At 72.1% G+C, this 25,217-nt stretch carries 26 protein-coding genes; 9 read left to right on the forward strand and 17 right to left on the reverse strand.

Annotated features, from left to right (window positions below):
- Window positions 1-34: 34 nt before the first annotated feature.
- From secA2 to ACIBF7_RS31265, 3 genes are all read right to left on the reverse strand, one after another.
- Complete coding sequence (gene secA2, locus ACIBF7_RS31255; protein ID WP_372452407.1) at window positions 35-2,236, reverse strand: accessory Sec system translocase SecA2; 2,202 nt, start codon at window positions 2,234-2,236, stop codon at window positions 35-37.
- 104 nt (window positions 2,237-2,340) lie between these two features.
- Entirely contained in the window at window positions 2,341-3,228 is an 888-nt protein-coding gene (locus ACIBF7_RS31260) for a DMT family transporter (RefSeq protein ID WP_148029586.1), read from the reverse strand.
- A gap of 251 nt (window positions 3,229-3,479) precedes the next feature.
- The gene (locus tag ACIBF7_RS31265; RefSeq protein ID WP_148029585.1) at window positions 3,480-4,076 is read right to left on the reverse strand and encodes a nucleotidyltransferase; all 597 of its coding nucleotides are present in this window, start codon (window positions 4,074-4,076) and stop codon (window positions 3,480-3,482) included.
- A gap of 79 nt (window positions 4,077-4,155) precedes the next feature.
- Between ACIBF7_RS31265 and ACIBF7_RS31270 the strand changes: the two genes are divergently transcribed.
- Together ACIBF7_RS31270 and ACIBF7_RS31275 are read left to right on the forward strand one after the other, a co-directional pair.
- Window positions 4,156-4,641: a DUF1360 domain-containing protein gene (locus tag ACIBF7_RS31270; RefSeq protein ID WP_148029584.1), complete on the forward strand. Its 486-nt coding sequence runs from the start codon at window positions 4,156-4,158 to the stop codon at window positions 4,639-4,641.
- Between the two features lie 64 nt (window positions 4,642-4,705).
- Window positions 4,706-4,855 carry a GPGG-motif small membrane protein gene (locus ACIBF7_RS31275; protein ID WP_020543887.1) on the forward strand — a complete coding sequence of 50 codons (150 nt, stop codon included), beginning with the start codon at window positions 4,706-4,708 and terminating at the stop codon, window positions 4,853-4,855.
- A 138-nt stretch (window positions 4,856-4,993) separates the two neighbouring features.
- On the opposite strand, the gene ACIBF7_RS31280 is transcribed toward ACIBF7_RS31275, so the two are convergent.
- From ACIBF7_RS31280 to ACIBF7_RS31290, 3 genes are read right to left on the reverse strand one after another with little or no spacing between them, the layout of a single operon-like run.
- The gene (locus ACIBF7_RS31280) at window positions 4,994-5,716 is read right to left on the reverse strand and encodes a metallophosphoesterase (protein WP_219543759.1); all 723 of its coding nucleotides are present in this window, start codon (window positions 5,714-5,716) and stop codon (window positions 4,994-4,996) included.
- Entirely contained in the window at window positions 5,709-5,957 is a 249-nt protein-coding gene (locus ACIBF7_RS31285; protein WP_148029583.1) for a BON domain-containing protein, read from the reverse strand. Before ACIBF7_RS31285 ends, ACIBF7_RS31280 begins: the two co-directional genes overlap by 8 nt.
- A gap of 48 nt (window positions 5,958-6,005) precedes the next feature.
- A complete protein-coding gene (locus tag ACIBF7_RS31290) occupies window positions 6,006-7,004 on the reverse strand; it encodes a DNA topoisomerase IB (protein WP_271275389.1) in 999 nt (332 codons plus the stop codon).
- Between the two features lie 56 nt (window positions 7,005-7,060).
- Here ACIBF7_RS31290 and ACIBF7_RS31295 point away from each other — a divergent pair, with 56 nt between their 5' ends.
- The 3 genes from ACIBF7_RS31295 to ACIBF7_RS31305 all read left to right on the forward strand — a co-directional run bounded on the left by ACIBF7_RS31295 (window position 7,061) and on the right by ACIBF7_RS31305 (window position 10,280).
- Window positions 7,061-7,318: a hypothetical protein gene (locus ACIBF7_RS31295; protein WP_271275390.1), complete on the forward strand. Its 258-nt coding sequence runs from the start codon at window positions 7,061-7,063 to the stop codon at window positions 7,316-7,318.
- A 7-nt stretch (window positions 7,319-7,325) separates the two neighbouring features.
- Window positions 7,326-8,339, forward strand: a complete 1,014-nt coding sequence (locus ACIBF7_RS31300; RefSeq protein ID WP_397198767.1) for an SDR family oxidoreductase — start codon at window positions 7,326-7,328, stop codon at window positions 8,337-8,339.
- Window positions 8,340-8,453: 114 nt separating this feature from the next.
- A complete protein-coding gene (locus ACIBF7_RS31305; protein WP_271275392.1) occupies window positions 8,454-10,280 on the forward strand; it encodes a transketolase in 1,827 nt (608 codons plus the stop codon).
- A gap of 99 nt (window positions 10,281-10,379) precedes the next feature.
- Here the strand turns inward: ACIBF7_RS31305 and ACIBF7_RS31310 are convergent, their stop codons facing one another.
- Window positions 10,380-10,766, reverse strand: a complete 387-nt coding sequence (locus ACIBF7_RS31310; RefSeq protein ID WP_148029579.1) for a ChaB family protein — start codon at window positions 10,764-10,766, stop codon at window positions 10,380-10,382.
- Between the two features lie 14 nt (window positions 10,767-10,780).
- On the reverse strand, window positions 10,781-11,062 hold the full coding sequence (locus tag ACIBF7_RS31315) for a DUF6458 family protein (protein ID WP_148029578.1): 282 nt from the start codon (window positions 11,060-11,062) through the stop codon (window positions 10,781-10,783).
- Window positions 11,063-11,099: 37 nt separating this feature from the next.
- On the opposite strand from ACIBF7_RS31315, the gene ACIBF7_RS31320 reads away from it, so the two are divergent.
- The 4 genes from ACIBF7_RS31320 (at window position 11,100) to ACIBF7_RS31335 (ending at window position 14,624) form a co-directional block, all read left to right on the forward strand.
- Window positions 11,100-11,609 (forward strand): shikimate kinase, encoded by a 510-nt coding sequence (locus tag ACIBF7_RS31320; RefSeq protein WP_261808340.1) that lies wholly within the window; start codon window positions 11,100-11,102, stop codon window positions 11,607-11,609.
- 12 nt (window positions 11,610-11,621) lie between these two features.
- Window positions 11,622-12,173: a GNAT family protein gene (locus tag ACIBF7_RS31325; protein ID WP_364231146.1), complete on the forward strand. Its 552-nt coding sequence runs from the start codon at window positions 11,622-11,624 to the stop codon at window positions 12,171-12,173.
- A gap of 114 nt (window positions 12,174-12,287) precedes the next feature.
- Window positions 12,288-13,553: a serine/threonine-protein kinase gene (locus ACIBF7_RS31330; RefSeq protein ID WP_364231144.1), complete on the forward strand. Its 1,266-nt coding sequence runs from the start codon at window positions 12,288-12,290 to the stop codon at window positions 13,551-13,553.
- Between the two features lie 63 nt (window positions 13,554-13,616).
- Window positions 13,617-14,624, forward strand: a complete 1,008-nt coding sequence (locus ACIBF7_RS31335; RefSeq protein ID WP_364231142.1) for a sugar kinase — start codon at window positions 13,617-13,619, stop codon at window positions 14,622-14,624.
- A gap of 24 nt (window positions 14,625-14,648) precedes the next feature.
- Here the strand turns inward: ACIBF7_RS31335 and ACIBF7_RS31340 are convergent, their stop codons facing one another.
- From ACIBF7_RS31340 to ACIBF7_RS31380, 9 genes are read right to left on the reverse strand one after another with little or no spacing between them, the layout of a single operon-like run.
- Window positions 14,649-16,115 carry a glycerol kinase gene (locus tag ACIBF7_RS31340; RefSeq protein ID WP_364231140.1) on the reverse strand — a complete coding sequence of 489 codons (1,467 nt, stop codon included), beginning with the start codon at window positions 16,113-16,115 and terminating at the stop codon, window positions 14,649-14,651.
- Window positions 16,116-16,167: 52 nt separating this feature from the next.
- Entirely contained in the window at window positions 16,168-17,859 is a 1,692-nt protein-coding gene (locus ACIBF7_RS31345; RefSeq protein ID WP_364231138.1) for a glycerol-3-phosphate dehydrogenase/oxidase, read from the reverse strand.
- 20 nt (window positions 17,860-17,879) lie between these two features.
- On the reverse strand, window positions 17,880-18,893 hold the full coding sequence (locus ACIBF7_RS31350) for a DUF2804 domain-containing protein (protein ID WP_148029572.1): 1,014 nt from the start codon (window positions 18,891-18,893) through the stop codon (window positions 17,880-17,882).
- Window positions 18,894-18,904: 11 nt separating this feature from the next.
- Window positions 18,905-20,308, reverse strand: a complete 1,404-nt coding sequence (locus ACIBF7_RS31355; protein WP_364231134.1) for an NAD-dependent succinate-semialdehyde dehydrogenase — start codon at window positions 20,306-20,308, stop codon at window positions 18,905-18,907.
- The gene (locus ACIBF7_RS31360) at window positions 20,301-20,966 is read right to left on the reverse strand and encodes a GntR family transcriptional regulator (RefSeq protein WP_148029570.1); all 666 of its coding nucleotides are present in this window, start codon (window positions 20,964-20,966) and stop codon (window positions 20,301-20,303) included. The genes ACIBF7_RS31355 and ACIBF7_RS31360 overlap by 8 nt, the downstream gene beginning before the upstream one ends.
- A 15-nt stretch (window positions 20,967-20,981) precedes the next feature.
- Window positions 20,982-22,142, reverse strand: coding sequence for a mandelate racemase/muconate lactonizing enzyme family protein (locus ACIBF7_RS31365; RefSeq protein WP_364231130.1), 1,161 nt, complete (start codon window positions 22,140-22,142; stop codon window positions 20,982-20,984).
- Window positions 22,143-22,149: 7 nt separating this feature from the next.
- Window positions 22,150-22,968, reverse strand: a complete 819-nt coding sequence (locus tag ACIBF7_RS31370) for a carbohydrate ABC transporter permease (RefSeq protein ID WP_397198768.1) — start codon at window positions 22,966-22,968, stop codon at window positions 22,150-22,152.
- Complete coding sequence (locus tag ACIBF7_RS31375) at window positions 22,962-23,846, reverse strand: carbohydrate ABC transporter permease (RefSeq protein WP_397198769.1); 885 nt, start codon at window positions 23,844-23,846, stop codon at window positions 22,962-22,964. The genes ACIBF7_RS31370 and ACIBF7_RS31375 overlap by 7 nt, the downstream gene beginning before the upstream one ends.
- Window positions 23,843-25,204 (reverse strand): ABC transporter substrate-binding protein, encoded by a 1,362-nt coding sequence (locus tag ACIBF7_RS31380; protein ID WP_148029567.1) that lies wholly within the window; start codon window positions 25,202-25,204, stop codon window positions 23,843-23,845. Before ACIBF7_RS31380 ends, ACIBF7_RS31375 begins: the two co-directional genes overlap by 4 nt.
- Window positions 25,205-25,217: the final 13 nt, after the last annotated feature.

Raw genomic sequence — 25,217 nt, forward strand, 5'->3', positions numbered from 1 at the left:
TCCGCAGCCTTCCAGGCATACCTGCCATCTGCTGTCAGGTACGGGCGGGGCCGCCCTTGATCCGCTTGAGGATGCGGTCCCACTCGGTGCCGAACGGGTTGTCCTGCACCAGGTAGGTCCAGGTGGCCTCGGGTCGCTTCAGGTCGGGCTCGGGGGCCTGGAACGCCTCCAGCGAGCGCCGCTCGATCTCCGCCTGCAGCGTCTTGTATTCGGCCACCGCCTCCCTCTGGAACTCGTCGATCGGGCTCATCCGGCCCAGCGCCCGCAGGTGGATGCCCTCGCGCAGGTCGTGCAGGAACGCGAGGTGCTCGGTCCAGCAGGTGTCGATGGCGTGCAGCACGATCTGACGGGCCGTCTCCTCGCGGGTGTCCTCCGGCGCCGCCGCCCACTCCTCGGGGTGGGCCGCGGCCAGCGCGCGGGCCGCCGAGTCGGTGTGGAGCACCTTGTCGCGCCACTCCAGGATGAGCTCGCGCTGCTGTTCGAGCAGCCGGGTGTAACGCCAGGTGTTGCGGTGGATCTGCAGGTTGACGCCCTCGGCGATGCGCTGGGCGTGACCGACGATGTAGGCGGCGCGGCGGTGGCGCACCAGGCCGTCGGGGTCGGCGGCGGGCGGCCGCTCGTCGGGCGCGAACTGGGTGACCAGCTCGTCCTCCAGGCCGACGAAGAACACGGAGCCGCCCGGGTCGCCCTGCCGGCCCGCCCGGCCGCGGAGCTGGTCGTCCAGGCGGCTGCTGGCGTGGCGGCCGGAGCCGATCACGTACAGGCCGCCCAGCTCCGCGACGCCCTCGCCGAGACGGATGTCGGTGCCGCGGCCGGCCATCTGGGTGGACACGGTGATCGCGTCGCGCTCGCCCGCCCTGGCGATGATGGCGGCCTCTTCCGCGTCGTTCTTGGCGTTGAGCACCACCGGTTCGAGGCCGCGGCGGCGCAGCAGGTCGGCGAGGTTCTCCGACTCGGCCACGTCGAGCGTGCCGATGAGGATGGGCCTGCCGGTTTCGTGCACCCGCTGGATCTCCTCGACCAGCGCCGACTCCTTCTCCGGCACCGTCGGGTAGATCCGGTCGGGCTCGTCCTCCCTGACGCACGGCCGGTTCGGCGGGATCACCGCGACCTTCAGCCCGTAGAACTCGCCGAGCTGCTCGTGCACCGCGACGGCGGTGCCGGTCATGCCGCACACCCTCGGGTAGCGCCTGATCAGGCCCTGGATGGTGATCGAGTCGAGGATCTCGCCCTTGTCGCTGGCGGGCAGCGCCTCCTTGGCCTCGACCGCCGCCTGCAGACCGTTCGGCCAGCGCTGCAGCACCGCCACCCGGCCGCGCGACGGGTTGATGAGCTGCACCTTGCCGTCGCGCACGATGTAGTCGACGTCGCGGGTGAGCAGGGCGTGGGCGTGCAGGGCGAGGTTGAGCTCGATCAGCGTGCCGGGCTCGTCCTGGTCGTAGAGCTCGACGTCCAGCCGCTTCTCGACGGTCTCGGCGCCTTTGGGCGTCAGGTAGACGTTGCGGGCCTGCTCGTCGATCTCGTAGTGGTAGCCGCGGACGAGTGTGCGGACCAGCACCGCCATCTCGGGCACGGTGTTGCCGGCGTCGGACGAGCCGGCCATCACCAGCGGCACCCTGGCCTCGTCGACCAGGACCGAGTCGGCCTCGTCGACCAGCGCCACCTCCGGCTCCGGCACGATCAGCTCGCTCGCGTCGGTGCGCAGCCGGTCGCGCAGCACGTCGAAGCCGATCTCGCTGACCGGCCCGTAGGTGATGTCCTTCGCGTACGCCTCGCGCCGCTCGGCGGGCGTGGAGTTCTGGTCGAGCCAGCCGACGGTGACCCCCATGGCCTCGTAGAAGGGGGCCATCCACTCGGCGTCGCGCCTGGCGAGGTAGTCGTTGACGGACATGACGTGCACCCGCCTGCCCTTCAGGGCGTAGCCCGCGGCCGCCATGGCGCCTGAGAGCGTCTTGCCCTCGCCGGTGGCCATCTCCGCGACCTTGCCGTCGAGCAGCGCGAGCGTGCCGAGCAACTGCACGTCGTACGGACGGAGCCCGAGGGTGCGGTCGGCCGCCTCCCTGGCGACGGCGCAGAACGCGGCCAGGTCGCTCATGTCGGGCCGGGGCAGCTCGTCGAGCGTCTTGAGGCGGTCGGCGTGCCCGGCGGCGGCCTTGACGACCTTCCGGTAGGGGCTCAGGTTCGCCCCTCCGGGGCGGTCCAGAAGGTTCCTGACGATTCCTGTTATCGAGGCCACAGTTCCTCCAACGCGCGCTTCGCCGGCGCCGTTCCCTCGCGCCGGGGCGCAGCGGTCCGCCGTACGGACCTTAACCCATACGACGGACCGCACTCGCCCGTCCGCTAGCCCCGCGCCCGCCGGGCCGGGAACACCCCGGCCAGCAGCAGCAACGCGCATCCGGCCCAGCCCGCGGGGCCGGGCCGCTCACCGAGCAACGCCACCCCGATCAGGGCCGCGAAGGCGGCCTCGCCCAGGGAGACGATGGCGACGGTGGTGGCGCTCAGCGCGGTGAGCGCGCGGAAGAACAGCCCGTAGGCCAGCGCGGTGGGCACCGCGCCGAGGAACGCGAGCAGCGCCGCGCTCTCCCAGCTCAACCGGGGCAGCACCCCGCCGGCCAGCGCGAACGGCAGCACGCACGCGGCCCCCACGAGGAACCCGGCCGCGGCGGTGGCCAGCGGGTCCCCCGGCTCCTCCGCCGTGCCGAGCCGCCGTGACAACAACGTCACCCCGGCGTAACCGAACGCCGACAGCAGCGCGAACCCGGCCCCGCCGAGCGCGCCCCCCGCCCCGGAGCCGCCAGGCGCCTCCGGGGAGCCCGCCATCAGGAGGGCGAGTCCCGTCAGGGCGGCCAGGAGTGCGGCGAGGCCGGACCGGCCGAGCCGCTCGCCGAGGAGAAGACGCCCGCCGAGGGCGGTGAACACGGGCGTCGCGCCCATGGTGATCACGGTGGCCACCGCGACCCCCGAGCGCGCGATGGCCGCGAAGTAGGCGGCCTGGTAGACGGCCATGCCCGCGCCGACGACCAGCACGTGGCGGTCCAGCCGCCAGGACGCCCCGCCGAGCAGGGGCAGGAGGAACGCGGCGCCGAGGAGGAAGCGCCAGAAGGTGACGTCGAGGGCGTCGAAGCCGCCCGCGGCGAACAGCAGGGATCCCGCCGCGCCGCCGGTGCCCCACGCAGCCGCGGCCGTGACGACGTACCCGGTGGCACGCCGGATGGACAGTTGGGTCATGACAGATCGCTCCGGATGGGAGTGGTGGAGAAGGGCCCGGATGCGGGCAGCAGCCACCCCCGGATCGGTCAGACCCGGAAAATCAGGAAATGCCGCCCGCTAGCGGGCGGGAGGAGGGGAGCAGATCAATCGCGGCACGGGCTCACCTTAGCCGGGACGGAAAGCAGCGTTCATCCCGAAATCGGCGAGCCCGCCCGGGGACATCGAAAAGGCCACGCCCGGCGACGCGGCCCACGGCGGTCCCCCGTGGCTCACGGCCAGGAGGTGTCACCCGCGGGCTCGACCGGCTTCTCCAGCACGGCCAGCCGTTCGAGCAGGGTCAGGAACGTGGCCGCGTACGGGGAGGACCCGGTCACCGCCGCGACCCTGGACCAGTCCACCTGCTCCCGCAGCGCCCTGACCTGGGGCAGCAGCGCGCCGTAGTCGCAGGCGTGCTCCGACAGCGGCATCAGCCAGGAGATCACCAGGTCCGTGGCCTCCAGGACGGGCACGATCACCGCCGACGCCTTCATCGGCTCGGCCCGGTTCAGCAACTCGTCAGTGACCGGGCGGTCGGACACCTTGAAGATCAGATCCACCAGCTTGCCGTCGTCGTACGCCTTGACCAGCCAGTCCTCGGGCGGCTTGGCCGTCCGGAAACCGATGCCCCGCAGCGCTTCCAGAGCCGCGGGCACGTCGTGCTCGGTGACCACGAAGTCCACGTCGTGCAGGGACGGCGCCGCGCCGCGCGCGTACGCAGCGCACCCTCCCGCCAAGGCGAATTTCACGCCCGCGTCCTTCAAACCGGAGCTCGCCCGTTTGAGCGTGTCAAGGATGGCGTCAGTGACCTCATGACTATGACTGCTCATGAGAGCGGGCTACCCTCAGGCCCTTCGAATAGGCCTGTCCCGGCGCGTGAACCGACGGCCGAAGGGTAGCCGCGACCCCATGACGGAGTACCTGGAAAAGACCGGGCAGGAGTACGAAGGCGAGCACGATCGTCCCCTGGGCACCTACGCCCGCATCATCGGCGTGTACGGGACGGTCGTGGCGGCGGCGGCCGTCGCGGCGAAGCTCACCGGCAGGCGGCCGCCGGAGCGGATCGGGCCGATGGACGTGGCCCTGATGGCGGCCTGCACTCACAAGCTCGCCCGCCTCCTGGCCAAGGATCCGGTCACCAGCCCGATCAGGGCGCCGTTCACCCGGTTCGAGGGCGTGAGCGGGCCGTCGGAGCTGAAGGAGGAGCCGCGCAACACGGTCGGCGAGCTGGTGAGCTGCCCGTTCTGCATCGCCCAGTGGGCGGCCACGGGTTACGCCATCGGCCTGGTGTTCGCGCCGCGCGCGACCAGATTGGTGGGAGCGGCGATGACGGCGGTGGCCGCCTCCGACTGGCTGCAGTTCGCGTACGCCAAGCTCGCCAGGTCCGCCTCATGAAAGAGGAAAATATCGGCGGCACATCGAATGTTAAAGGTCCCGCCACGAGGGCAGTGGCTGTGTCATGGCTACTTTGCTCTGGATCATCGCGGTAATTCTCGTCATCGCCGGCATCTATGTGATTCTGGCCCGTCGCGATCTCCTCTGGGGGATCGTCCTGATCGTTCTCGGGTTCCTGGTCGGCCCCGGTGGGGTCAGCATCTTCAATGTGTAGGGCGTGTTCTGACGCCCCACACGCTCGTTCGTCGGGCCGGTGTTTATCACCGGCCCGATGAATTGCCATAAATGAAGAAGGAGTTGTACGCCGAAGAAGCCCTTCCCGGATGACCGGGAAGGGCTTCACCATGAACGGCTACTCGTCGGCCAGGCAGTAGACCGCGTAAGCGGCGCCGAGCACCGGCAGGGCGACGTTGCGCACGCGGATGCCGCCGGAGGTCATGCCCTTCTCGGTGCCCCTGTGCGCGTGGCCGTGCAGGATCAGGTCGGCACCCGCCGTGTCGACCGCCTCGGCGAGCAGGTAACTGCCCAGGAACGGGTAGATCTCCAGCGGCTCGCCCTCAAGCGTCTCCTTGATCGGAGAGTAGTGCGACAGCACCACCCGGCGGTCGGCGTCGATCTCCTTCAGCGCGTGCTGCCAGGACTCCGCGATCAGCCGGGTGTGGCGGACGAAGTTCTTGGTCTCGCGCTCGCCGAACTCGCTCGCGCACTTGCCCGCGAACCCGCCGCCGAAGCCCTTGCCGCCGACCACGCCGAGCCGCGTGCCGTCGCACTCGATGACCGCGCTGTCGTCGTTCAGCACGATGACGCCGGCGTCGCGCAGCTCACTGGCGATCTCGTGCTGCATGTCGGAGTGGTAGTCGTGGTTGCCGAGCACGGCCACGACCGGGATCGGCAGGTCGCGCAGCTCGTCGGCCACCACCCTGCCCTCCTCCAGCGTGCCGTGCCGGGTCAGGTCGCCGGCCACCATGAGGATGTCGGCGCGGTCCCCGATGCCGTCCAGGCTCTTGCGGTACTGGCCGCGCACGTCCTCACCCAGGTGGATGTCTCCCACGGCCGCGATGCGCAGTTCAGTCAAGATGCTCTACCTCCCCTGGCCTGCCGACCTCGACGACGTTGATCTCGTTGTGCACGTGAAGGTCGGGAGCGGCCTCCCTGGCCACCTCGCCGAGCCGTTCACGTTGCTCGGCCCCGCTCACCTGGCCGCGCAGGAAAAGCTGATCGCCTCTCACGTCGACACGGATGCCGAGCTCATGCGTGCGGCGGTCCTCAGCCAGCGCCGCCTGGACGCGGGCCGCGACGTACTGCGGAGCTTCCATCGCTTCCCTCCCTATACTCCCTGCCGCGCATGCCCGGCAAAGAACCGCTCAAACGGTGCGAAGGAGGTTGATGACGGCTCGTTCCACCTTGCCGTGCGTGGCCAGCTTCCCCGGGTCCACGCCGGCTCCCAGCTCGGTCAGCGCGTGACCGATCGTCTTGTCCTCCTCGTACGCGCTGATCACCCGCGGATCCACGTACGAGGCCCGCGCCACGGCGGGGGTGTTGCCGAGATACTCGGCGACCTCCCGCATGACCCGGGTGACGGCCCGCTTCCTGGCCGTGTCGCTCTCGGCCATGCGGGAGACGGCCAGCCCGACGGCGGCCAGCACCGTGGCGTGCCAGGTGCGGAAGTCCTTGGCGGTGAACTCGCCGATGGTCTCGCGCAGGTAGTCGTTGATGTCCTCGCTGCGCACGTCCACCCAGCCGTTCTCGCCCCGGTAGCGGAGCAGCTCCCCCTCGGCGCTCAGGGACTTCAGCGACCGGACCACCCGGCAGGCGCCGGGGTCGGCCACCCGGATCTCACGCGGCACGTCGCCCTTGGCCGGGTACGAGCAGGTGATCGTGTTGCGCGAGCAGACGACGTGCTCCATCCGGAGCGTGGCCAGGCCGTAGGAGTCGTAGCTCTCGCCGCCGACGCGGAAGAAGCCGATGTCGAGCAGCCGCGCGGCGGCGGCCAGCACCCGTTCCTTGGTCAGCCCGCGGCCCCTGAGCTGCTCGTCGACGCTCTTCCTGAACGCGGGCAGCCGGTCGGCCAGCTCCAGCACCCGGTCGAACTTGGCCTCGTCCTGCTGCTGCCGCCACAGGTCGTGGTAGCGGTACTGGCGGCGCCCGGCCGCGTCGGTGCCGACCGCCTGCAGGTGCCCGTGGGGCGAGGCGCAGATCCACACGTCGGTCCAGGCCGGCGGGATCGTCAGCGCCCTGATCCTGGCCAGCGTCGCATGGTCGCGGACGGTCTCTCCGCCGGGTCCGTGATAGCTGAACCCGCGGCCTCGACGGCGCCGGGTGATCCCGGGTTCGTTCTGGTCGCTGGGATGCAGCTCGGGCACGTCTGCCGCGCTACCCGGCGTGTTAGGCGGCAAACGGCTCGGGCAGGTGCAGCTACATGAGCGACAACAAGGATTGGGTCGAGACAAGGGACAAGAAGGGCCATGCGATGGTCCCCGCCACGCCGCGGGACGTGGTCCACATCAGGGTGGGCTCGTTCATCCTGGTGTTCCTGTTCGCGATGTGCGTGCTCAGCCTCATCGCGAAGGCCTGGGTCATGACCGGGATCACCATCGTCCTGGCGATTCTCACGGTGATCAACATCTGGCGGGCCGTACGCAAGCAGAAGGACAGTGACGTCGGAGAGATCGGCTGACTCGCCCATGGCTCCCCACATCCTCCAGGACAGGGTGGTCGTCGTCACGGGCGCGAGCGGCGGGGTAGGCAGGGCGGTGGTGCGCGAGCTCGGCGCGAAGGGCGCCAAGGTGGCGCTCATCGCCCGGGGCACCACGGGCCTCGGCGCGGCGGCGGTCGACGTCGGCGCGGCCGGCGGCGTCGGCCAGGTCTACGAGGCGGACGTCGCCGACTACGAGCAGGTCAGGAAGGCCGCCGAGCGGATCGAGGCCGAGCTGGGCCCCATCGACGTATGGATCAACTCGGCGTTCTCCTCGGTGTTCGCCCGGTTCGCCGACATCTCCCCCGAGGAGTACGAGCGCGCGACCGCGGTCACCTACCTGGGCTACGTCTGGGGCACCAAGGTCGCCCTGGACCTGATGCGCCCCCGGAACCGGGGCACGATCGTGCAGACGGGTTCGGCCCTGGCGCACCGGGCCGTCCCCCTGCAGTCGGCGTACTGCGGCGCCAAGCACGCCATCAGGGGCTTCACCGAGTCCCTGCGCACCGAGCTGCTCGCGGAAGGGAGCGATGTCCGGGTCACGATGGTCCAGCTCCCGGCGGTGAACACGCCGCAGTTCGACTGGGTGCTGTCCAAGCTGCGCCGCCATCCCCAGCCGGTGCCCCCGATCTACCAGCCCGAGGTGGCCGCCCGGGGCGTCGTGTACGCGGCCGCGCACCCGGAACGCAAGGAGTACTGGGTCGGCGGCACCACCGCGGCCGCCCTCCTGGCCCAGCGCGCCGCCCCCGCGCTGGTGGACCGCTACCTGGCCAGGACCGGCGTCCAGGCGCAGCAGACCGACGGGCAGCCCACGAGCGGCGCCGCGAACCTGTGGGAGCCGGCCGACGAGCATCAGGACCACGGCGCGCACGGCGGCTTCGACGACCGCGGCCACCACCGCAGCCCGCAGCTCTGGCTCTCCCAGCACCGCCGGTCGGTCATGCTCACCCTGGCGGCCGCGGCGGCGGCGGGCGCGGCGGCCCTGATGCGGAAATCCCGCTGAGCGGTCCCTTCTCGGCCGTTCCGGATGGGCCGGAACAAGCGGCCCGGCCGGGAATCGCAGCACGATTCGCCCGATCCCCCACGGGTAGGCGCCCGGAAACGATCGGAGGGAATCATGGCTGAACGAGATCTGCGGTTTCTCGGCGAGCTGGCCGCGCAGCTCCGCGTCGACTCGGTGAGAGCCTCCGCCGAGGCGGGGTCCGGCCACCCCACGTCGTCGATGTCCGCCGCCGATCTGATGGCGGTGCTCTTCGCCCACCATCTGCGTTACGACTTCGAGGACCCGGGCAACCCGGCGAACGACCACCTCATCTTCTCCAAGGGCCACGCGTCGCCCCTGCTGTACTCACTGTTCAAGGCGGCCGGCGCGGTCACCGACAGGGAACTGCTCAGGTTCAGGAAGCGCGGCAGCCGGATGGAGGGCCATCCGACGCCCAGGCTGCCCTGGGTCGACGTCGCCACCGGCTCGCTCGGTCAGGGGCTGCCTGTCGGGGTCGGCGTGGCGATGGCCGGCCGGCTGGAGCGCATGCCGTACCGCGTGTGGGTGTTGTGCGGCGACAGCGAGCTGGCCGAAGGCTCCATCTGGGAGGCGGCCGAGCAGGCCGGCGACACGGGACTGGACAACCTGACCCTGGTCGTGGACGTCAACCGCCTGGGCCAGCGCGGCCCCACCCGCCACGGCTGGGACACCGGGGCGTACGCGCGCAGGTTCGGCGCCTTCGGCTGGCACACGATCGAGGTCGACGGGCACGACCCCGGCGCGATCGACGACGCGTTCCAGGAGGCGCACGGCGTCCGCGGGCGGCCCACCGCCATCCTGGCCAGGACCCGCAAGGGCGAGGGCGTGCGGGCGGTGGCCGACCGCGAGGGCGCGCACGGCAAGCCGCTGAAGGAGCCGGAGCCCGCCGTCGCGGAGCTCGGCGGCGAACGCGACCTGCGGGTGGAGGTCCGGTCTCCGGACCGCGCGGGCGAGCCGTACCGGTTCGAGGGCGGCGAGCTGGTGCTGCCCGAGTACAAGGTCGGCGACCAGGTGGCGACCAGGAGCGCGTTCGGGGAGGCCCTGGCCGCGCTGGGCGCCGCCCGCGGCGACGTGGTGGCGCTCGACGGCGAGGTGGCCGACTCGACCAAGACCGAGGAGTTCGGCCGGGCGTTCCCCGAGCGGTTCTTCGAGATGTACATCGCCGAGCAGCAGCTCGTCGCCGCCGCCATGGGCCTGGCGGTGCGCGGCTGGGTCCCGTACGCGGCCACCTTCGCCGCCTTCCTCACCAGGGCGTACGACTTCATCCGGATGGCGGGCGTGAGCCGGTCGCCGATCCGGCTGGTCGGCTCGCACGCCGGGGTGTCGATCGGCGAGGACGGCCCGTCGCAGATGGGGCTGGAGGACCTGGCCATGATGCGGGCCGTGTACGACAGCACCGTGCTCTACCCGTGCGACGCCAACCAGGCCGCGGCCCTGACCGTGGAGATGGCGGACCTGACCGGGGTGTCCTACCTGCGCACCACGCGCGGCGCGACGCCGGTCATCCACCAGCAGGGCGAGCGTTTCCCCATCGGCGGCTCGTGCGTGCTGCGCCGTTCGCCGTCGGACCGGGCCACGATCGTGGCCGCAGGGATCACCGTGCACGAGGCGCTGGCCGCCGCCGAGACGCTGGCCGCCGAGGGCGTCCAGGTCGGCGTGGTGGACATGTACTCGATCAAGCCGATCGACACGGCGGTGCTGGTCGAGGCGGCGACCACGACCGGCAACCTCATCACGGTGGAGGACCACCGGCCGGAGGGCGGCCTGGGCGACGCCGTGCTGGACGCGGTGTCCGAGCTGGGGCCGCGGGTGGTGAAGCTGGCCGTGCACGGCATGCCCGGCTCGGCCACGCCCGGGGAGCAGCTCGCCGACGCGCGCATCGACCGCCACGCCATCGTCGCGGCGGTCAACAGACTGGTGTGAGCACCGGCCGGCCGCCGTCTCCCGGTGACCGGCATCACGACACGTACGGGCCGGCCGCCTTCTCCGGCGGCCGGCCCGTACCGCCGCGGCGAGCGCGGATCAGCCGCGGGCCTTCGCGGTCGCTTTCCTGTTCGCCTTCTTGATGGCGTCCACGAGCTCCTGCTTGCTCATCTTCGAACGGCCGCTGATGTCCAGGTCGGCGGCCACGCCGCGCAGGTGCTCCTTGCTGGCGTTGGCGTCGACGCCCTCGGCCGTGCGTCCAGAACGGTCCGTCGCGCCCTTGTCCGACGGCCCCTTCTTCGACTTGGGCTCCCAGTGGTCTCCCACCTTCTCGAAGGAGTGCTTCAGCGCGGCGAAGGCCGTCATGTGGGCGCGCCTGCCCTCGCCGTACGTCTCGACGGCCGAGTCGTGCGCCTTCATCCACGTGTCCTGCGCCTTCTTCGGGGAGCGGCGGATGGTGGACGGGAGTTCCTCTCTGGCCGGCATGTCCGGCTCACCTCCTAGAGCGGCGGCTCGTCGTAGTGTCGACGCTCCTCGTACACGGTCGTCCTGCGCGCCTCGGGCTCCTCGTAGATCTCGTGCCGGTGGACCGGCTCCTCGATCGGGCCGACCGCCCTGCGCGTGACGTTGATCCGGTAGAGGGCGAACAGCAATCCGACCAGTCCGCCGAGCATGATGATCACGCCGACGACGTTGATGTCCACACCGGCGAGATCGAATTCGACGGCCCACGTGAGGATCGCACCGAGCATGATGAGGATGATGCTTCCGGCGATGGTCATTTGATTTACCTCCTTGACACGAGGAACCTCTATCCACATGAAGAAAAACAAACCAATCGTGTTAATCGGGCTGATGGGCAGCGGTAAGAGCACGACAGGTCGCCTCGTCGCCGAGGCTCTCGGCCTTCCGTTCAGCGACAGCGACTCCTTTCTGCGGTCGAGATACGGAGGCCCGTCCGCGGAGATCGCCGCCCGCGAGGGAGCCGACGTGCTGCACGAGCGGGAGGCCGAGCACCTGATCGAGGAGCTCGCCGGCGAGCCCAAGGTGATCGCCGCGGCGGCCAGCACGCTCGACGACGAGCGGGCCCGCGAGGCGATGCGCGCCGCCACGGTGATCTGGCTGGACGCCGACGACGAGGTGCTCACCCAGCGGATGCGCACCAGCGACCACCGGCCCGAATTCGCCCCGGCCGCCCTGCGCGCCCGGCGCGAGCCGTACTTCCGTGAAGTTGCGGACCTGAAGTACGACGTGGGCGTGCTCAAACCGGAGGAGGTGCTGGCGGCCGTGCTGCGCGATTCGGGTTTGCCCGCGCCCGGCCGGGACTGATAACCAGGGGCGATGTTCTCCGACAAACCCGTGCTGACCGGCGAGCGGGTGACGCTGCGGCCGGTGGGGGCCGAGCACGCCGACGGCCTGTTCGCGCTGGTCTCCGATCCCGAGGTGCGGCGGCTGACCGGCTCCCACGCCGCCTTCGAGCTGGAGGCGTGCCGGCGCTGGTGCGCCACGCGGGCCGGCCAGGCGGATCGCCTCGACCTGGCCATCGAGGCCGGCGGCGACTACGTGGGCGAGGTCGTGCTCAACGAACTCGACGAGCCCAACCTGTCGTGCAACCTGCGCATCGCGCTCATCGGCGACCGGGCCTTCGGCAGGGGCTACGGCACCGAGGCCATCACGCTCGCCCTCGGCCACGCCTTCCGCACCACGCCGCTGCACCGGGTGGGCCTGGAGGTGTTCGCGTTCAACGACCGGGCCCGCCACGTCTACGAGAAGCTCGGCTTCGTGGAGGAGGGCCGGCTCCGCGACGCGCTGCGCTGGGACGGCGAGTGGTACGACTCCCTCGTCATGTCCGTGCTGCGGCCCGATTGGCAAGCAAGATCCGGATTGCTGTAATAATGATCTTTACCCACGGGCTCCCCGAGGCGCGCGGGGGGCCTGTGGCGTTCTGGGAGCCCTGCGCAACAAATTCTCGTCGTGGTGCGTCTAAGCCTTTCGATGATGCGCTCGGTGCCTGGTGATCCCGAGAGGCTCGGCGGCTACTGGCTGGCGGGGCGGCTCGGCGCGGGCCGCCACGGCGTGGTCTACGACGCCTACGACGACGAGGGGCGCAGGTTCGCGGTCAGGGTGCCGCGCGGTCCCCTCCCCCGCGTCCGGCCGGTGACCCACCCGCATCTCGCGAGCGTCCTCGAAGTCCGGTCCGGCGGCACGCCCGCCTACGTGGTGAGCGAGTTCGCGAGCGGGCCGTCCCTGCGGGAGGCGATCTCCCTGCACGGCCCGTACGCGGGTGAGGAGCTGGTCGCGCTGGCCACGGCGGTGGCGTCCGCGCTCGCCTGTCTCCACGGCGCCGGGCTCGCCCACGGCGACCTGCGGCCGGGCAAGGTGCTGCTCACCGGCGACGGCCCGAAGGTGATCTGCCCCGGCGTGCCCGGCTCGATCGGCGGCACCCGCACCTACCTCGCCCCCGAGGTCGTCACGGGGCAGCCGGGCGGCGCGGCGGGCGACGTGTTCGCCTGGGGCGCGCTGGTGCTGTTCGCGGCCACGGGCGACGACCCGTTCCGCGGCGGCTCCATGGGCGAGGTCATGCACCGGCTGCTGTCCTGCGACCCCGACCTGACGGCGCTCCCGCCGCGGCTGCGCGACCGGGTGGCGCGCGCCCTGTCCAAGGACCCGTCGTCCCGGCCCTCAGCCGACGCCCTGCCGCTCCCGACGTCGGCCCGGGTGCCGTCCCTGCCGGGGCCGCCCGCGCTGGGCGAGGTGGCCGAGGAGCTGTACGCGTCCTTGACCGCCGTCGAGCGGGACCGGCTGAGGGACCTCCTGGTCGAGCTGGCCCCCGGCACGCCACCGGCCGCCGCTCCCGCGCTCGACGAGCCCGTCCTGTCCCGGCTGCTGGAGTCGGGGCTGCTGGTCCGGCCCAGCGTCGCCGTCCCGCCCGCCCGCACCGACGCCGGCACCCTGGTGGCCGTCACCGGCGACCGCCTCGTGCCCGCCACCGCCGCGCTCTTCCACGCCTGGCCGCGCCTGCGCGGCTGGCTCGACCGGCCGCGCGAGGAGACCCGCTCGTGGGCGCTGGCCTGCCTGCCGTCGTCCCGGCCCAGACGGCTCGGGCTCCTGTCGCCCGCGCTGGCGCTGGTCGCCGCCGTCGCCCTGGCCGTCAGCGTGGCCACCGTCGTCAAGGACGCCCGCCGCACGCTCGAATGGCTCGGCGACGCCACCTCCGGAGTCGCCCCTCTTCTCCCCGTCCCCGCACCGGAACCACCACCGAGCCGCCGCTGACGGGTCGCCCCCTCAGATCCCGACGATTGGCATACGGGCGCGCGCCGAAATAGGTTTTCATGCGTGCCCGAACTCAATCCGATGACAGACCTGGTGACCTTCGGCGAGACGATGGCCCTGTTCGCGGCCCGCCGCACCGGCCCGCTGCGCTTCGCCCGCGACTTCGACCTGGGGCTCGGCGGCGCCGAGTCCAACGTGGCGATCGGCGTCGCCCGGCTGGGCCGCACGGCCTGCTGGGCGGGCCGGGTGGGCGCCGACGACTTCGGCGACCTGATCCGCTCGGCCCTCGCGGGCGAGGGCGTGGACGTGCGTGCCGTCCCCGACCTGGAGGCGCCGACGGGCCTGATGATCAAGGGCCGCCGCACGGCCGACCACATCGACGTCCGCTACTACCGCGCGGGCAGCGCCGGCTCGCGCATCCGTCCGGAGGACCTGGACCCGGACCTGATCAGGGGCGCGCGCGTGCTGCACGTCACCGCGATCACCCCGGCCCTGTCGGAGTCCGCCCGCGCGACCGTACGGCACGCCGTCGAGGTGGCGCGGAGCGCGGGAGTCCCGGTGTCCCTGGACGTCAACTACCGCAAGGCCCTGTGGTCCCCGGCGGAGGCGGGCGCCTGGCTGCGCGAGGTGATCGGCCAGGTGGACATGCTGTTCGCCACGGAGGAAGAGGCCCGACTGCTCCTCCCGGACACCTTCGCGACCCCGCCGCACGAGGACGCGGAAGGAGCCGTCCCGGAGGGGCCGGTCGCGGTGGCGGAGGCGCTGGCCGCGCTGGGCCCGCGCCACGTGCTGGTCAAGCTGGGCTCGCGGGGGGCTGTCGAACTGTCCGACGGCGTCGCGTACCGGGCGCCCGCCTACCAGGTCACCGAGGTGGACCCGGTGGGCGCGGGCGACGCGTTCGCCGCCGGATGGCTGGCCGACTGGCTGGAGGGCGCCGAGCCCGAGCACCGGCTGCGCACCGCCTGCGCCGCGGGGGCGTTCGCGGTCACCTCCCAGGGCGACTGGGAGAGCCTCCCCCGCCGCGCCGACCTGGCGCTCCTCGACCGCACCACCGACGGAGTCAGCCGCTAGGCGAGCGCGGGCGCCCGCACCGCGTCAGGCGGCTGAGCCGAAGTCGCGTACGAGGGCGACCGCCCTGCGCCAGCGCCGGAGCTCGGACTCCGGCGACGGCCGGGGGGTGAACTCGCGGGCCACCCGCCAGGCCCGGGCGAGCTCGTCCGGGCCGGCCCACACCCCGGTGGCCAGACCGGCGAGGAAGGCGGCACCGAGCCCGGTCGTCTCGGTCCCGGCCGGCCGGACGACGGGCCGGCCGAGCCGGTCGGCCTGGATCTGGCAGAGCAGGTCGTTGGCCGCGGCGCCGCCGTCGACGGCCAGCCGGGTGATGTCCACCCCGGAGGCGTCCACCACGTCGCGGATCTGGAACGCGATCCCGTCCAGCACCGCGCGGGCGACGTGCGCGGCGGTGGTGCCGCGGCTGACACCGAGGAGCGCTCCCCTGGCGTACGGGTCCCAGTGCGGGGTGCCGAGGCCGGTGAGCGCCGGTACGAAGACGGCGCCGCCGGAGTCGGGCACCGAGGCGGCCAGCCGTTCGCTGTCGGCCGTGGCGCCGAGCAGCCCCAGCCCGTCGCGCAGCCACTGCACGGCGGCCCCGGTGACGAACACCGACCCTTCCAACGCGTACTGGACGGGCCCGTCGCCGAGCCGCCAGGCGACGGTGGAGAGCAGCCCGGAGTCCGGGGACGCGGGCTGGTCGCCGGTGTTGACCAGGAGGAAGCTGCCCGTCCCGTACGTGCATTTGGAGGCGCCCGCGGTGAAGCCGGCCTGCCCGAAGAGCGCGGCCTGCTGGTCGCCCGCGACGCCCGCGATGGGCAGGCGTAGCCCGAGGAAGGCCTCCGGCGACGTCTCGCCGAGCACCGCGCTGGAGGGCACCAGCTCGGGCAGCGCGGCGGCCGGAACCCCGAACAGGTCGGCCATCTCCGCGGACCAGGTGGCGGCGGCCAGGTCGAGCAGCAGCGTGCGGGAGGCGTTGGACACGTCGGTGACGTGCAGCCGTCCGCCGGTGAGCCGGGCCAGCAGGTACGAGTCGACGGTGCCGATCGCCAGCCTGCCGGACCGGACGCCCTCCCAGGTGGCGGGGTCGTGGCGGCGCAGCCAGGTGAGCTTCGTGGCGGAGAAGTACGGGTCCAGGCGGAGCCCGGTGACCTTCCGGACCCGGTCCTCGGCGCCGGACTCGCGCAGTTCCTCGCAGACGGCGGCGGAGCGGCGGTCCTGCCAGACGATCGCGCGCCGGGCCGGGCGGAGCGTGTCGCGGTCCCAGATGACGACGGTCTCCCGCTGATTGGTCAGCCCCAGGCACGACACCGGGACCGCCGCCGCGTCCACCGCCTGGCGGCAGGCGTCCAGCACGGCGGCCCAGATGTCGTCCGGATCGTGCTCCACCTCCCCCGGCCTGGGAAAGTGCTGCGGGAACTCGCGGCTCCCCCTGGCCAGCACCCGCCCCTCGTCGTCGACGACGAGCGCGGTGACGCCGGTGGTCCCGGCGTCCACGGCGAGGACGGTCATGAGGCCTCCAGGGACAGGTCGAGGACGAGAAGGCCGGCGCGGCCACGCGAGGTCACGCGGCCTCCCGCAGGCGGGCCAGCAGGGGGACGAGGTCGGCGTCGTGGTCGACGGCGAGGGCCTCCTCGGTCATGCGCGCGGCGGCGACGTACCGTCCGACCTGGTCGGCTTCCCAGGCGGCGTCGCGGCCGAGCGCGGTGGCGAGCAGCGCGGCGACGTGCGGGGCCGCGGCGGCGCCGCCGTCGCGCGCCTCCAGCCCGGCCCGGCTGCGCCGGCGCAGCACGTCGTCCACGCCGAGCGCGCCCTCGTGCGCCGCCATGAACAGCACCTCGGCGCCCAGCAGCGACGGCGCCCCGGGGAGCGGCTCCAGCGGTCCACCCGGGAGGGAGCCCGGCGTCCCGCCGCCGAGCGGGCCGGAGCCCAGGGTGAGCACCTCGCGGTAGTCGGATCCGTACCGCAGAGCCAGCCGCTCCACCACCGAGACGGGCACCCCGGCGGCGACGGCGGCGGCGTCGCGGCGGGCCCAGGCCTGGGCGAAGCCGCTGGCGCCGGCCAGCGGGAGGGTGGCCGTCGAGGAGCGGCGCGCGCCGAGCCCGCGGACGGCGGCCGAGACCGCGTCGCGCGCCATCACCCGGTACGTGGTCAGCTTCCCGCCCGCCACGACGAAGCAGCCGGGCGCCACCTCCCGCACCACGTGCTCGCGGGACACCGCCTGGGTGTCGCCGGAGCCGGCGTCGACCAGCGGCCGCAGCCCGGCGTACACGCCGACCACGTCGTCACCGGTGAGCGGCTCGCGCAGCCACCGGTTGGCCTGGTCGAGCAGGTAGCGCACGTCGGAGCCGGTCGGCAGCACCGGCCCAGGCCCGATCTCCCACGGCGTGTCCGTGGTCCCGACGAGCACCACGTCCCCCGCGGGGATCACGAACAGCACCGAACTCGCCGTCCGCGCGATGAGCGCCGACGACATGGGCAGCCGCGACTTGGGCACCACCAGGTGCACCCCCTTGGAGGCCCGCGTCCGTACGGGGGAGACGCCCAGCATCCGCTGGGTGAGCTCCGACCACGGCCCGGTGGCGAGCACCACGCGCCGCGCCCGGATCGCGAACCGCTCGCCGCTGAGCACGTCCTCACAGGTGGCGACCGTGTGGCCGGGCCGGGTGGCGAGGCCGGTGACCCGCACGCGGGTGAGCACGGTGGCGCCCTCGCGCACGGCGGTGCGGGCCAGCGTGACCACCAGCCGGGCGTCGTCCACCTGACCGTCGTCGTAGGCGAGGGCGCCGACCGCGGCGTCGGGCCGCAGCGACGGCGCGGCGCGCAGGAGCGCCCGCCGGCTGAGGTGGCGGTGCCGCCGGAAGCCGTGCCGGTCGCCGATCCCGGCGAGCCCGTCGTAGAGGGCGAGCCCGGCGCCCACGTAGCCGCGCTCCCACATCCGGTGGGTGAGCGGATACAGGAAGGACAGCCGCCGCACGAGGTGCGGGGCCAGGTCGTGCAGGAGGCCGCGCTCGTGCAGCGCCTCGCGCACCAGCCCGAACCTGAGCTGCTCCAGATAGCGCACGCCGCCGTGCAGCAGCCTGCTGGACTTGCCCGACGTGCCCGACGCCAGGTCGCCGGCCTCGACGAGGGCCACGGTGAGCCCTCGGGAGGCCGCGTCCAGCGCGGCTCCGGCGCCGGTCGCGCCACCGCCGACGACCAGCACGTCGAGCAGGTTCTCCGACACCTCGTGCAGCAGGGCGTCGCGCTGTCCCATGACCGTTGCCATCCTCATCCTCACCAGCGCCTGTAGACCTCTTCGGCCCAGCCGTACAGATCGGAGATCTCCACGATCTCCCCGTCGTCCGCGACGACCGTGCCCCGGTAGTGACCGAACGCCTGGGCCTCGCGGGTGCGCATGTAGAGCGCCCGCCGCACGTCGGCCTCGCGTACGTGCTCGGGGACGAACTCCAGGTCCACCCGGTCGCCGGTGATCCGCCAGGGCGCGTTCCAGTCGCTCGTGTCGTAGTACCAGACCAGCTCCTCGCTGATCTTGTGGACGCGGCCGTCGAGGATCAGCGCGTTCTCCACGCTGCCGGTGCCGTCGGTCCACTTGCCGCCGATCTGGATAGCCACGTCGCGGCCGCCGGGGCGGCCCGCGGCCGCGCCCCAGTTCCACAGGACCTCCCCCGGCCAGCGGCCGCGGCCGAGGTCGAGCGTGGCCAGCGCGTCCTCGGTGGCGAACTCGTACGTCCTGCCGTTGACGCGGACGGTGCCCTCGGCGGGCCGGCCGACGTCCTTGACCGTGTACTGGAAGCGGCGGGCGCTCCACGGCACCACAAGCGACAGGCTCTCCCTGCCCGGAACCCGGTGCACCAGGATCTCCGCGTCCAGCTCGGCCGACCTCAGCCGGAGCCGGGTGCCGGCCGCGGTCTCGTCGACGCTGATCCGGACGGGACCGGCGCCGATGCGCACGCTGCCCTCGCCGCTGCGCGCGGAGAACGAGACGCCTCTGGCGGGCACGAGCAGGCCCCTGCTCGTCACCTGCTCGCCGGTGCGCCGGTCCAGGAAGAACGCCGCCTCGCCGGCCAGGTAGTCGAGGCTGCTCGCGCTGAAGGCGAACACCTGCTCCGGGCTGGTCACGCACCAGTAGTCCCAGCGCATGGTGCGGCCCCAGCCGCGGATGTTGGCGCGGTGCAGCGGGGTGCGGCTCCACCCGACGGCGGCCGGGTTGAGCCGTCCGCTCGGCAGGCACAGGTCGACCCTGCTGGTGATCTCGCGCTCGGCGACCGCGCGCGGGCTCGTCTTCATCGTGCTCTCCGTCATCGCCCCAGCCCCACGCTGAGGTACTTGTACTCCAGGTAGTCGGCCACCCCGTGGTGGCCGCCCTCGCGGCCGTAGCCGCTGCTCTTCACCCCGCCGAACGGCGCCTGTGGCGGCGCCAGCGGGCCGCCGTTCACGGTGACCATCCCGAACTGGAGCTCCTCCGCGATCCGGATGGTCCTGTTCAGGTCGTTCGTCCACACATAAGCGGTCAGTCCGTACGGGGTCGCGTTCGCGCGGGCGACGACCGTGTCGCAGTCGTCGAACTCCAGCACCGGGGCGACCGGCCCGAAGGTCTCCTCGCGGCAGATCAGCATGTCGTCGGTGACCCCGGACAGCACCGTGGCCGGGTAGGACGTGCCCGGCCCGCCGGAGGCCCGGCCGCCGGTCAGCGCCGTGGCGCCGCGGGCCAGCGCGTCCTCGACGTGCCTGGTCACCTTGGCCACGGCCCGCTCGTCGATGAGCGGCCCCAGCTCGGCCGCCTCGGCCCGGCGGACCAGCTCGGCGGTGAAGGCGGCGGCCAGCGAGGAGTGCACGTAGATCCGGTTGGGCGCGGTGCAGGCCTGGCCGGCGTTGAGGAACTTGCTGCGGGCCACGGCCCGGGCGGCGGCGACCGGGTCGGCGTCGGGGAAGACCAGCACCGGCGCGTGCCCGCCCAGCTCGACGCTGAGCCGCTTCACGTCCTGGGCGCTCTGCCTGATCAGCTCCCTGCCGACCTCCGTGGAGCCGGTGAACGACACCTTGCGCACCCGCGGGTCGGCCATGACGACCGCGCCGAACTCCGCCGGGCGGGACGTGGTGACCAGGTTGAACACGCCGGCCGGCAGCCCGGCGGCGACGAACGCCTCGGCGACCGCGATGGCCGACAGCGGGGTCAGCTCGGCCGGCTTGAGCACCACCGTGCAGCCGGCGGCCAGCGCCGGGCCCAGTTTGCGGGTGATCATGGAGACCGGGAAGTTCCACGGCGTGATGCCCGCCACCACGCCCACCGGTTCGGGCAGCAGCCAGATGCGGTTGTCGGCGTGCGCGCCCGGCACGGTCTCACCGTAGAGGCGGCGGGTCTCCTCTGCCGCCCACAGCAGGTGGTCGGCCCCCGACAGCACCTCGCCGGTCGCCTCGGCGAGCGGCTTGCCCTGCTCGGCCGTCATGATCGCGCCGATCGTCTCCGCTCTGGCCGCCAGCTCCCGTGCGGCGGCCCGCATGAGGTCGGCCCGCTCGTGCGCGGGCATGGCACGCCAGGCCGGGAACGCCTCGGCGGCGGCGTCGACCGCCCGCGCCGTCAGCTCGGGGCCGCAGTCGGCGACCTCGCCCAGCGGCTGCCCGGTGGCGGGCGCGTAGACGGTGAACGTGCCGTCCGCCTCCCGCCACTCGGCCCCGATGAGTGCCCTTCCCGTGTCAGCCATCTGTCTCCCGCAATCCGTCGATCAGCGCTTTCATGGCGGCCATCTCGTGCGCGTGCTGCAACTCGCTGGCCAGGGTGATGTCGCCGGCCACCAGGGCGTTCCTGATGGCGACGTGTTCGGTGTGCGATTCGGGCAGCCGCCAGGGCACCAGGCGGAAGCCGCGCTGGGCGGTCTCCGTCCGGGCCCACAGGCTCTGCAGCATGCGGTGGGTGAGCCTGCTGCTCTCGGTGTCGCACAGCAGGGAGTGGAAGCGCCGGTTGAGCCGGGCGAACGCGGCCACGTCCAGCTTCGCGACGGCGACCTCGCACTCGGCGAGGACCGCGTCCACCTCGGCCAGCCGGTCGCCGGCCAGCGGCCGGCCGTCCAGCTTCAGGGCCAGCGAGGTCAGCGCGGCCCGCACGCTGTAGAGCTCGCGGACGTTCTCGACGGTGTACGCGGCCACCACGGCCCCGACGTGCGGGCGCTCGACCAGCCACTCCTCCGAGCAGAGCTGCTTGATGGCCTCGCGCACCGGCGTCTCGCTGATGCCCACGGCCTCGGCGACCATCCGGGTGGTGATCTTCATCCCGGGTGGCGCCTCTCCTGACATGATCAGATTCTTGATGTGGTCCGCTGCCAGATCCGCCTTGGTGCGGAAGGGGGAACGCGATTCGGCCATGGTTGGGGGAGCCCTTCAGACCCGCTGGACAGTGAGCGGCTCGATCGCCGCGTGGTCCAGCTCTACACCGAGTCCCGGTCCTTCCGGAACGCCTACGAGCCCGGAGGAGTCCGGCAGCAGCGGTTTCGTCAGCATCGCGTGGAACACCTCCGGGACGATCACCGGCGGGTCGTACGGGTACTCCAGCCAGTCGCAGTTCGGCAGCGACGCGCAGAGCTGCAAGTTTCCCGCGACGCCGAGGCCGGTGGCCCAGGCGTGCGGGATCACCTTGCGCTGCCGGGCCGCGGCCATGGCGCCGAAGTCGCGCAGCGCGCCGATCTCCTCGCTCTCGTTGGCGTCCGGCTGGAAGATGTCGAAGCACCCGTCCTCCAGCATCCGCACGAGCTGGCCGATGCCGCGGTTGTGCTCGCAGCCGGCGATCGGGATCGGCGCGGCCGCGGTCAGCTCGCACAGCGCGCGGTAGTCGTGCCGGGGCATCGGCTCCTCCAGCCAGGCCACGCCGAGATCGGCCAGCTCCCTGGCGGTGGTCAGGGCGCGGTCGTAGTCCCAGATCAACCGGCTGCCGTCGGGCGCGTACCGCCAGCGGGCGGCGGCCTGGTTGGCGTCCACCATGATCGCGACGTCCGGTCCGACGGCCTCGCGCACGGCGGCCACCTGGGCGACGTCCTCGGCGATCGTCGCGGCGTGGACCCGCAGCTTGATGCCCCGGAACCCCTCCTCGACGACCTTCAGACTGTCCTCCACCCGCTGCTCCGGGCTGCGGACCTCGCCAAAGCTCGCATAGGCGCGAACCGCTCCCGAGTGCCCGCCCCACAGCTTGTACAGCGGCTGACCGCAGGCCTTGCCCACCGCGTCCCACACCGCGACGCCGACGACCCAGGGCCGGGGGAAGACGTACTCGGCCACGTACCGCAGCCGGTTGGCGACGTGCGTGGTGTCGAACACGTCCAGGCCCACGAGCTGCGGGCGGATCCAGCCGCGGATCGCCTCCAGCAGCATCGGACCGGTGCCGTGCCCCATGTCGCCGCCCGACACGCCGACGATGCCCTCGTCGGTCTCGACCTCGACGATGACCGCCGACATCGCCCGGTGGGCGCCCTCCGGAGCCCACGACGGCACGAAAGGCCGCGGATAGGGCAGCTCGATGACCCTGGCCCGCACGTCTGTGATCTTCATCGGCCCATCACCCCTTGGTCGCGCCGTCCGCGAGGCCCTTGATCAGGTACTTCTGCACGAGCAGCGCGAAGACCACCACGGGCAGCACCGTCAGCACCCCGACCGCGGCCAGCGGCCCCCACATGCCGCCCTTCTCGGTGTCGGCCGCCATGCCGGCGATCGCCACCGGGATGGTGACCGCCTTGTCGTTGGTGAGGATGAGCGCGAACAGCAGCTCCTCCCAGGCCAGGATGATGCAGAAGATCAACGTCGAGACCAGCCCGGTCAGGCTCGTCGGCACGATGATCCGGAAGAACGCGCCGAAGCGGGTGCACCCGTCGATCATCGCGGCCTCCTCCAGTTCCTTCGGCAGGCCGCGGAAGAACGCCCGCATCAGCCAGACCACGTACGGCACGAGGAAGGTCACGTACGCGAGGATCACCGTGATGTACTGGTCGGTCAGCCCGAGCTTCCTGGCCACCAGGAACAGCGGCACGACCAGCGCGATCGGTGGCACCGCGCGGGAGGCCAGGATGAGCCCGCCCACGACGCCCGCACCGCGCATGCGCATCCGCGACAGCGCGTAGCCCGCCATGGATCCGGCGATCATGGAGATGACCGACGCGCCCACCGCCACGATGACCGTGTTGACCATCCGGGGCATGATGCGCGCCTGGTGGAAGTAGCTGACGTAGTTGTCGAGCGTGAACTCGCTCAGCCACCTCGGCGGCACCGTGAAGATGTCCTTGGGCAGCTTGAAGGAGATGCTGACCATGTAGAGGACGGGAAACAGGAAGAGCAGCGTGACCAGGATCGCCCCGGTGATGGCCGCGTACCTCCTCACCATCGGTTCTCCAGACGCCGGGTCACGCTGAACAGGACATAGGTGATGATCATCGTCAGGACCAGCACGATCGTGGCCATCGAGGAGGCCGTGCCGAACTCCAGGCTCCGGAACCCCTTCTCGTAGATGTAGAGGTTGACCACGTTGGTCGCGTTGCCGGGCCCGCCCTTGGTGGCGGCCAGCGCGATGTCGAACATCTTGACCGCGCCCAGCCAGCGCACCACGAACGCGGCGGCCATCACCGGCACCAGCAGCGGCAGCGTGATGTGCCGCAGCGTGGCCCACCGGCCCGCGCCGTCGGACTTGGCCGCCTCGTACACGTCACCCGGCAGCGCCATGATCCCGGCCGCGGCGATGAGCACCACGAACGGCGTCCAGCGCCACGTGTCGATGATGATCAGGCTCGCCATGGCCAGCGTCGGGTCGCCGATCCACTCGACCGGGCCGATCCCGACCAGGCCGAGCGCGTAGTTGACGACGCCCCAGAGAGGGTCGAGCAGCATCCGCCAGACGCCGCCCGCGACCACCGGCGCCACCACCATCGGGATGAGGAACAGCGCGCGCAGCACGCCCCGCCCCCGCCAGGCGACGTTGAGCAGGAACGCGATGGCGAACCCGAGCACCATCTGCAGCGGCAGCGCGATCACCAGGTAGACCGCGGTGACCCGGAGCGACTCCAGGAAACCGGGGTCGTTCAGCACGGCCTCGTAGTTGCGCCAGCCGACCCACCCGGCGGGCTGGAAGGTGGCGAGGTCGAAGTCGGACACGCTCACCCAGAGGGTGTAGAAGATCGGGTAGAGCAGCATGCCCGCGAGCAGGATCAGAGCGGGTGCCAGGAAGAGCCAGGCGGTGCCCGGCTCTCCCAGGCGAACGCGTCTCACTGTCCGTAGCCCTTGGACTTCAGCAGTGCCGTGATCTCACTGGCGGCCGCCTCGATCGCCTGCTGTGCGGTCGACTGGCCGGACACGGCCTGGCTGGTGTGCAGTGCCAGGATCTGCTGGACGGCGTCGGACTCGGGCAGCCTCGGACGCCACATCTCGCCCTTGGTGACGACCTCGTAGCCCTCCTTGAGCGCCTTGTAGACCGGCTCGGCCCAGTCGGCCGGCGGCTCTCCGTCGAGCGTGGAGACCCGCGCGGGGAACGTGCCGAACTCCTTGGCGGTGAACTGCTCGCCCTGCTTGGAGGTGACCCACTGCAGCCACGTCCAGGCGGCGGCCGGGTGCTGGGACTTCTTGGAGATGCCCGCCGTCCAGATGCCGCGGTGCGCGCCCGGCGCGGCGGTCCCGGCGGGCAGCGTGGTGATGCCGACCTCCTCGGGGGTCAGGGTGGTGGTCTCCTTGTCCACGGCCGTGCCCTTGAAGACGCTGCCCCACATGAACATGGTGGCCGCCTTGCCCTGGCGGAACGCCTCCAGCGGCTCGTTGAACTGGTAGGTGCTCGCCCCGGGAGGCGCGTACTTGAGCAGGTCCACCTGCGTCTGCAGGGCCTTGACCCCCGCCTCGTTGTCGAACGCGACCCGCATGTTCTCGTCGAGCAGCTGACCGCCGTCGGAGTCGAGCACGGTCTGCCACACCGTGGGGGTCAGCGGGTCCTTGGTGAAGTACGTGGCCGCCGCCCACGAGTCGGTCTCGCCGTCGCCGTCGGTGTCCTGGACGAGCTTCTCGGCGTCCTTGAAGTACTGCTCCCAGGTGGTCTCGGCGGTCGGCTCGGCGACCCCGGCCTTCTTGTAGAGCGTCTTGTTGTAGAACATCAGCAGCAGGTTGGAGCGGACCGGCACCGCGTACTGCTTGCCCTCCCACTCCCCCGCCGCCAGCGGCGCCGGGTGGATGTCGTCCCAGTCGTACTCGGGATCGTTCCACTGCGCCAGCTCGGTGCCCTTGAGGTCGTGCAGGGCGCCGGTCTTGGCGAGCTGCGGCAGCCAGTTGTCATCGGCGAGCACCGCGTCGTAGGTGGCGTTCGCGCCGGTCAGCTCCAGCATCGTCTTGGCGAGCTGGTCGTTGTACGGGACGCCGTCGATCGTGACCTTGATGTTCGGGTACTTCTTGTTGAACTCGGGCACGAGGCCGTCCTGCCACTGCTTGGCGAACGCGTCGTTGGCGATGACGCGGATCGACACCGGGTTCTCCGCGGTGCCGAGACCGCCGCCGTCGGCCGGGACTTCCTCCGCCGACGAACCGCAGGCCGCGACGGCCAGACCGAGCACGGCCGTGGCCGCGACGAGCCGAATGCTTCTCAACACTTCTCCTTGGGGG

It is taken from the genome of Nonomuraea sp. NPDC050478, assembly GCF_044458265.1.
GTDB classification, from domain to species: domain Bacteria; phylum Actinomycetota; class Actinomycetes; order Streptosporangiales; family Streptosporangiaceae; genus Nonomuraea; species Nonomuraea ferruginea.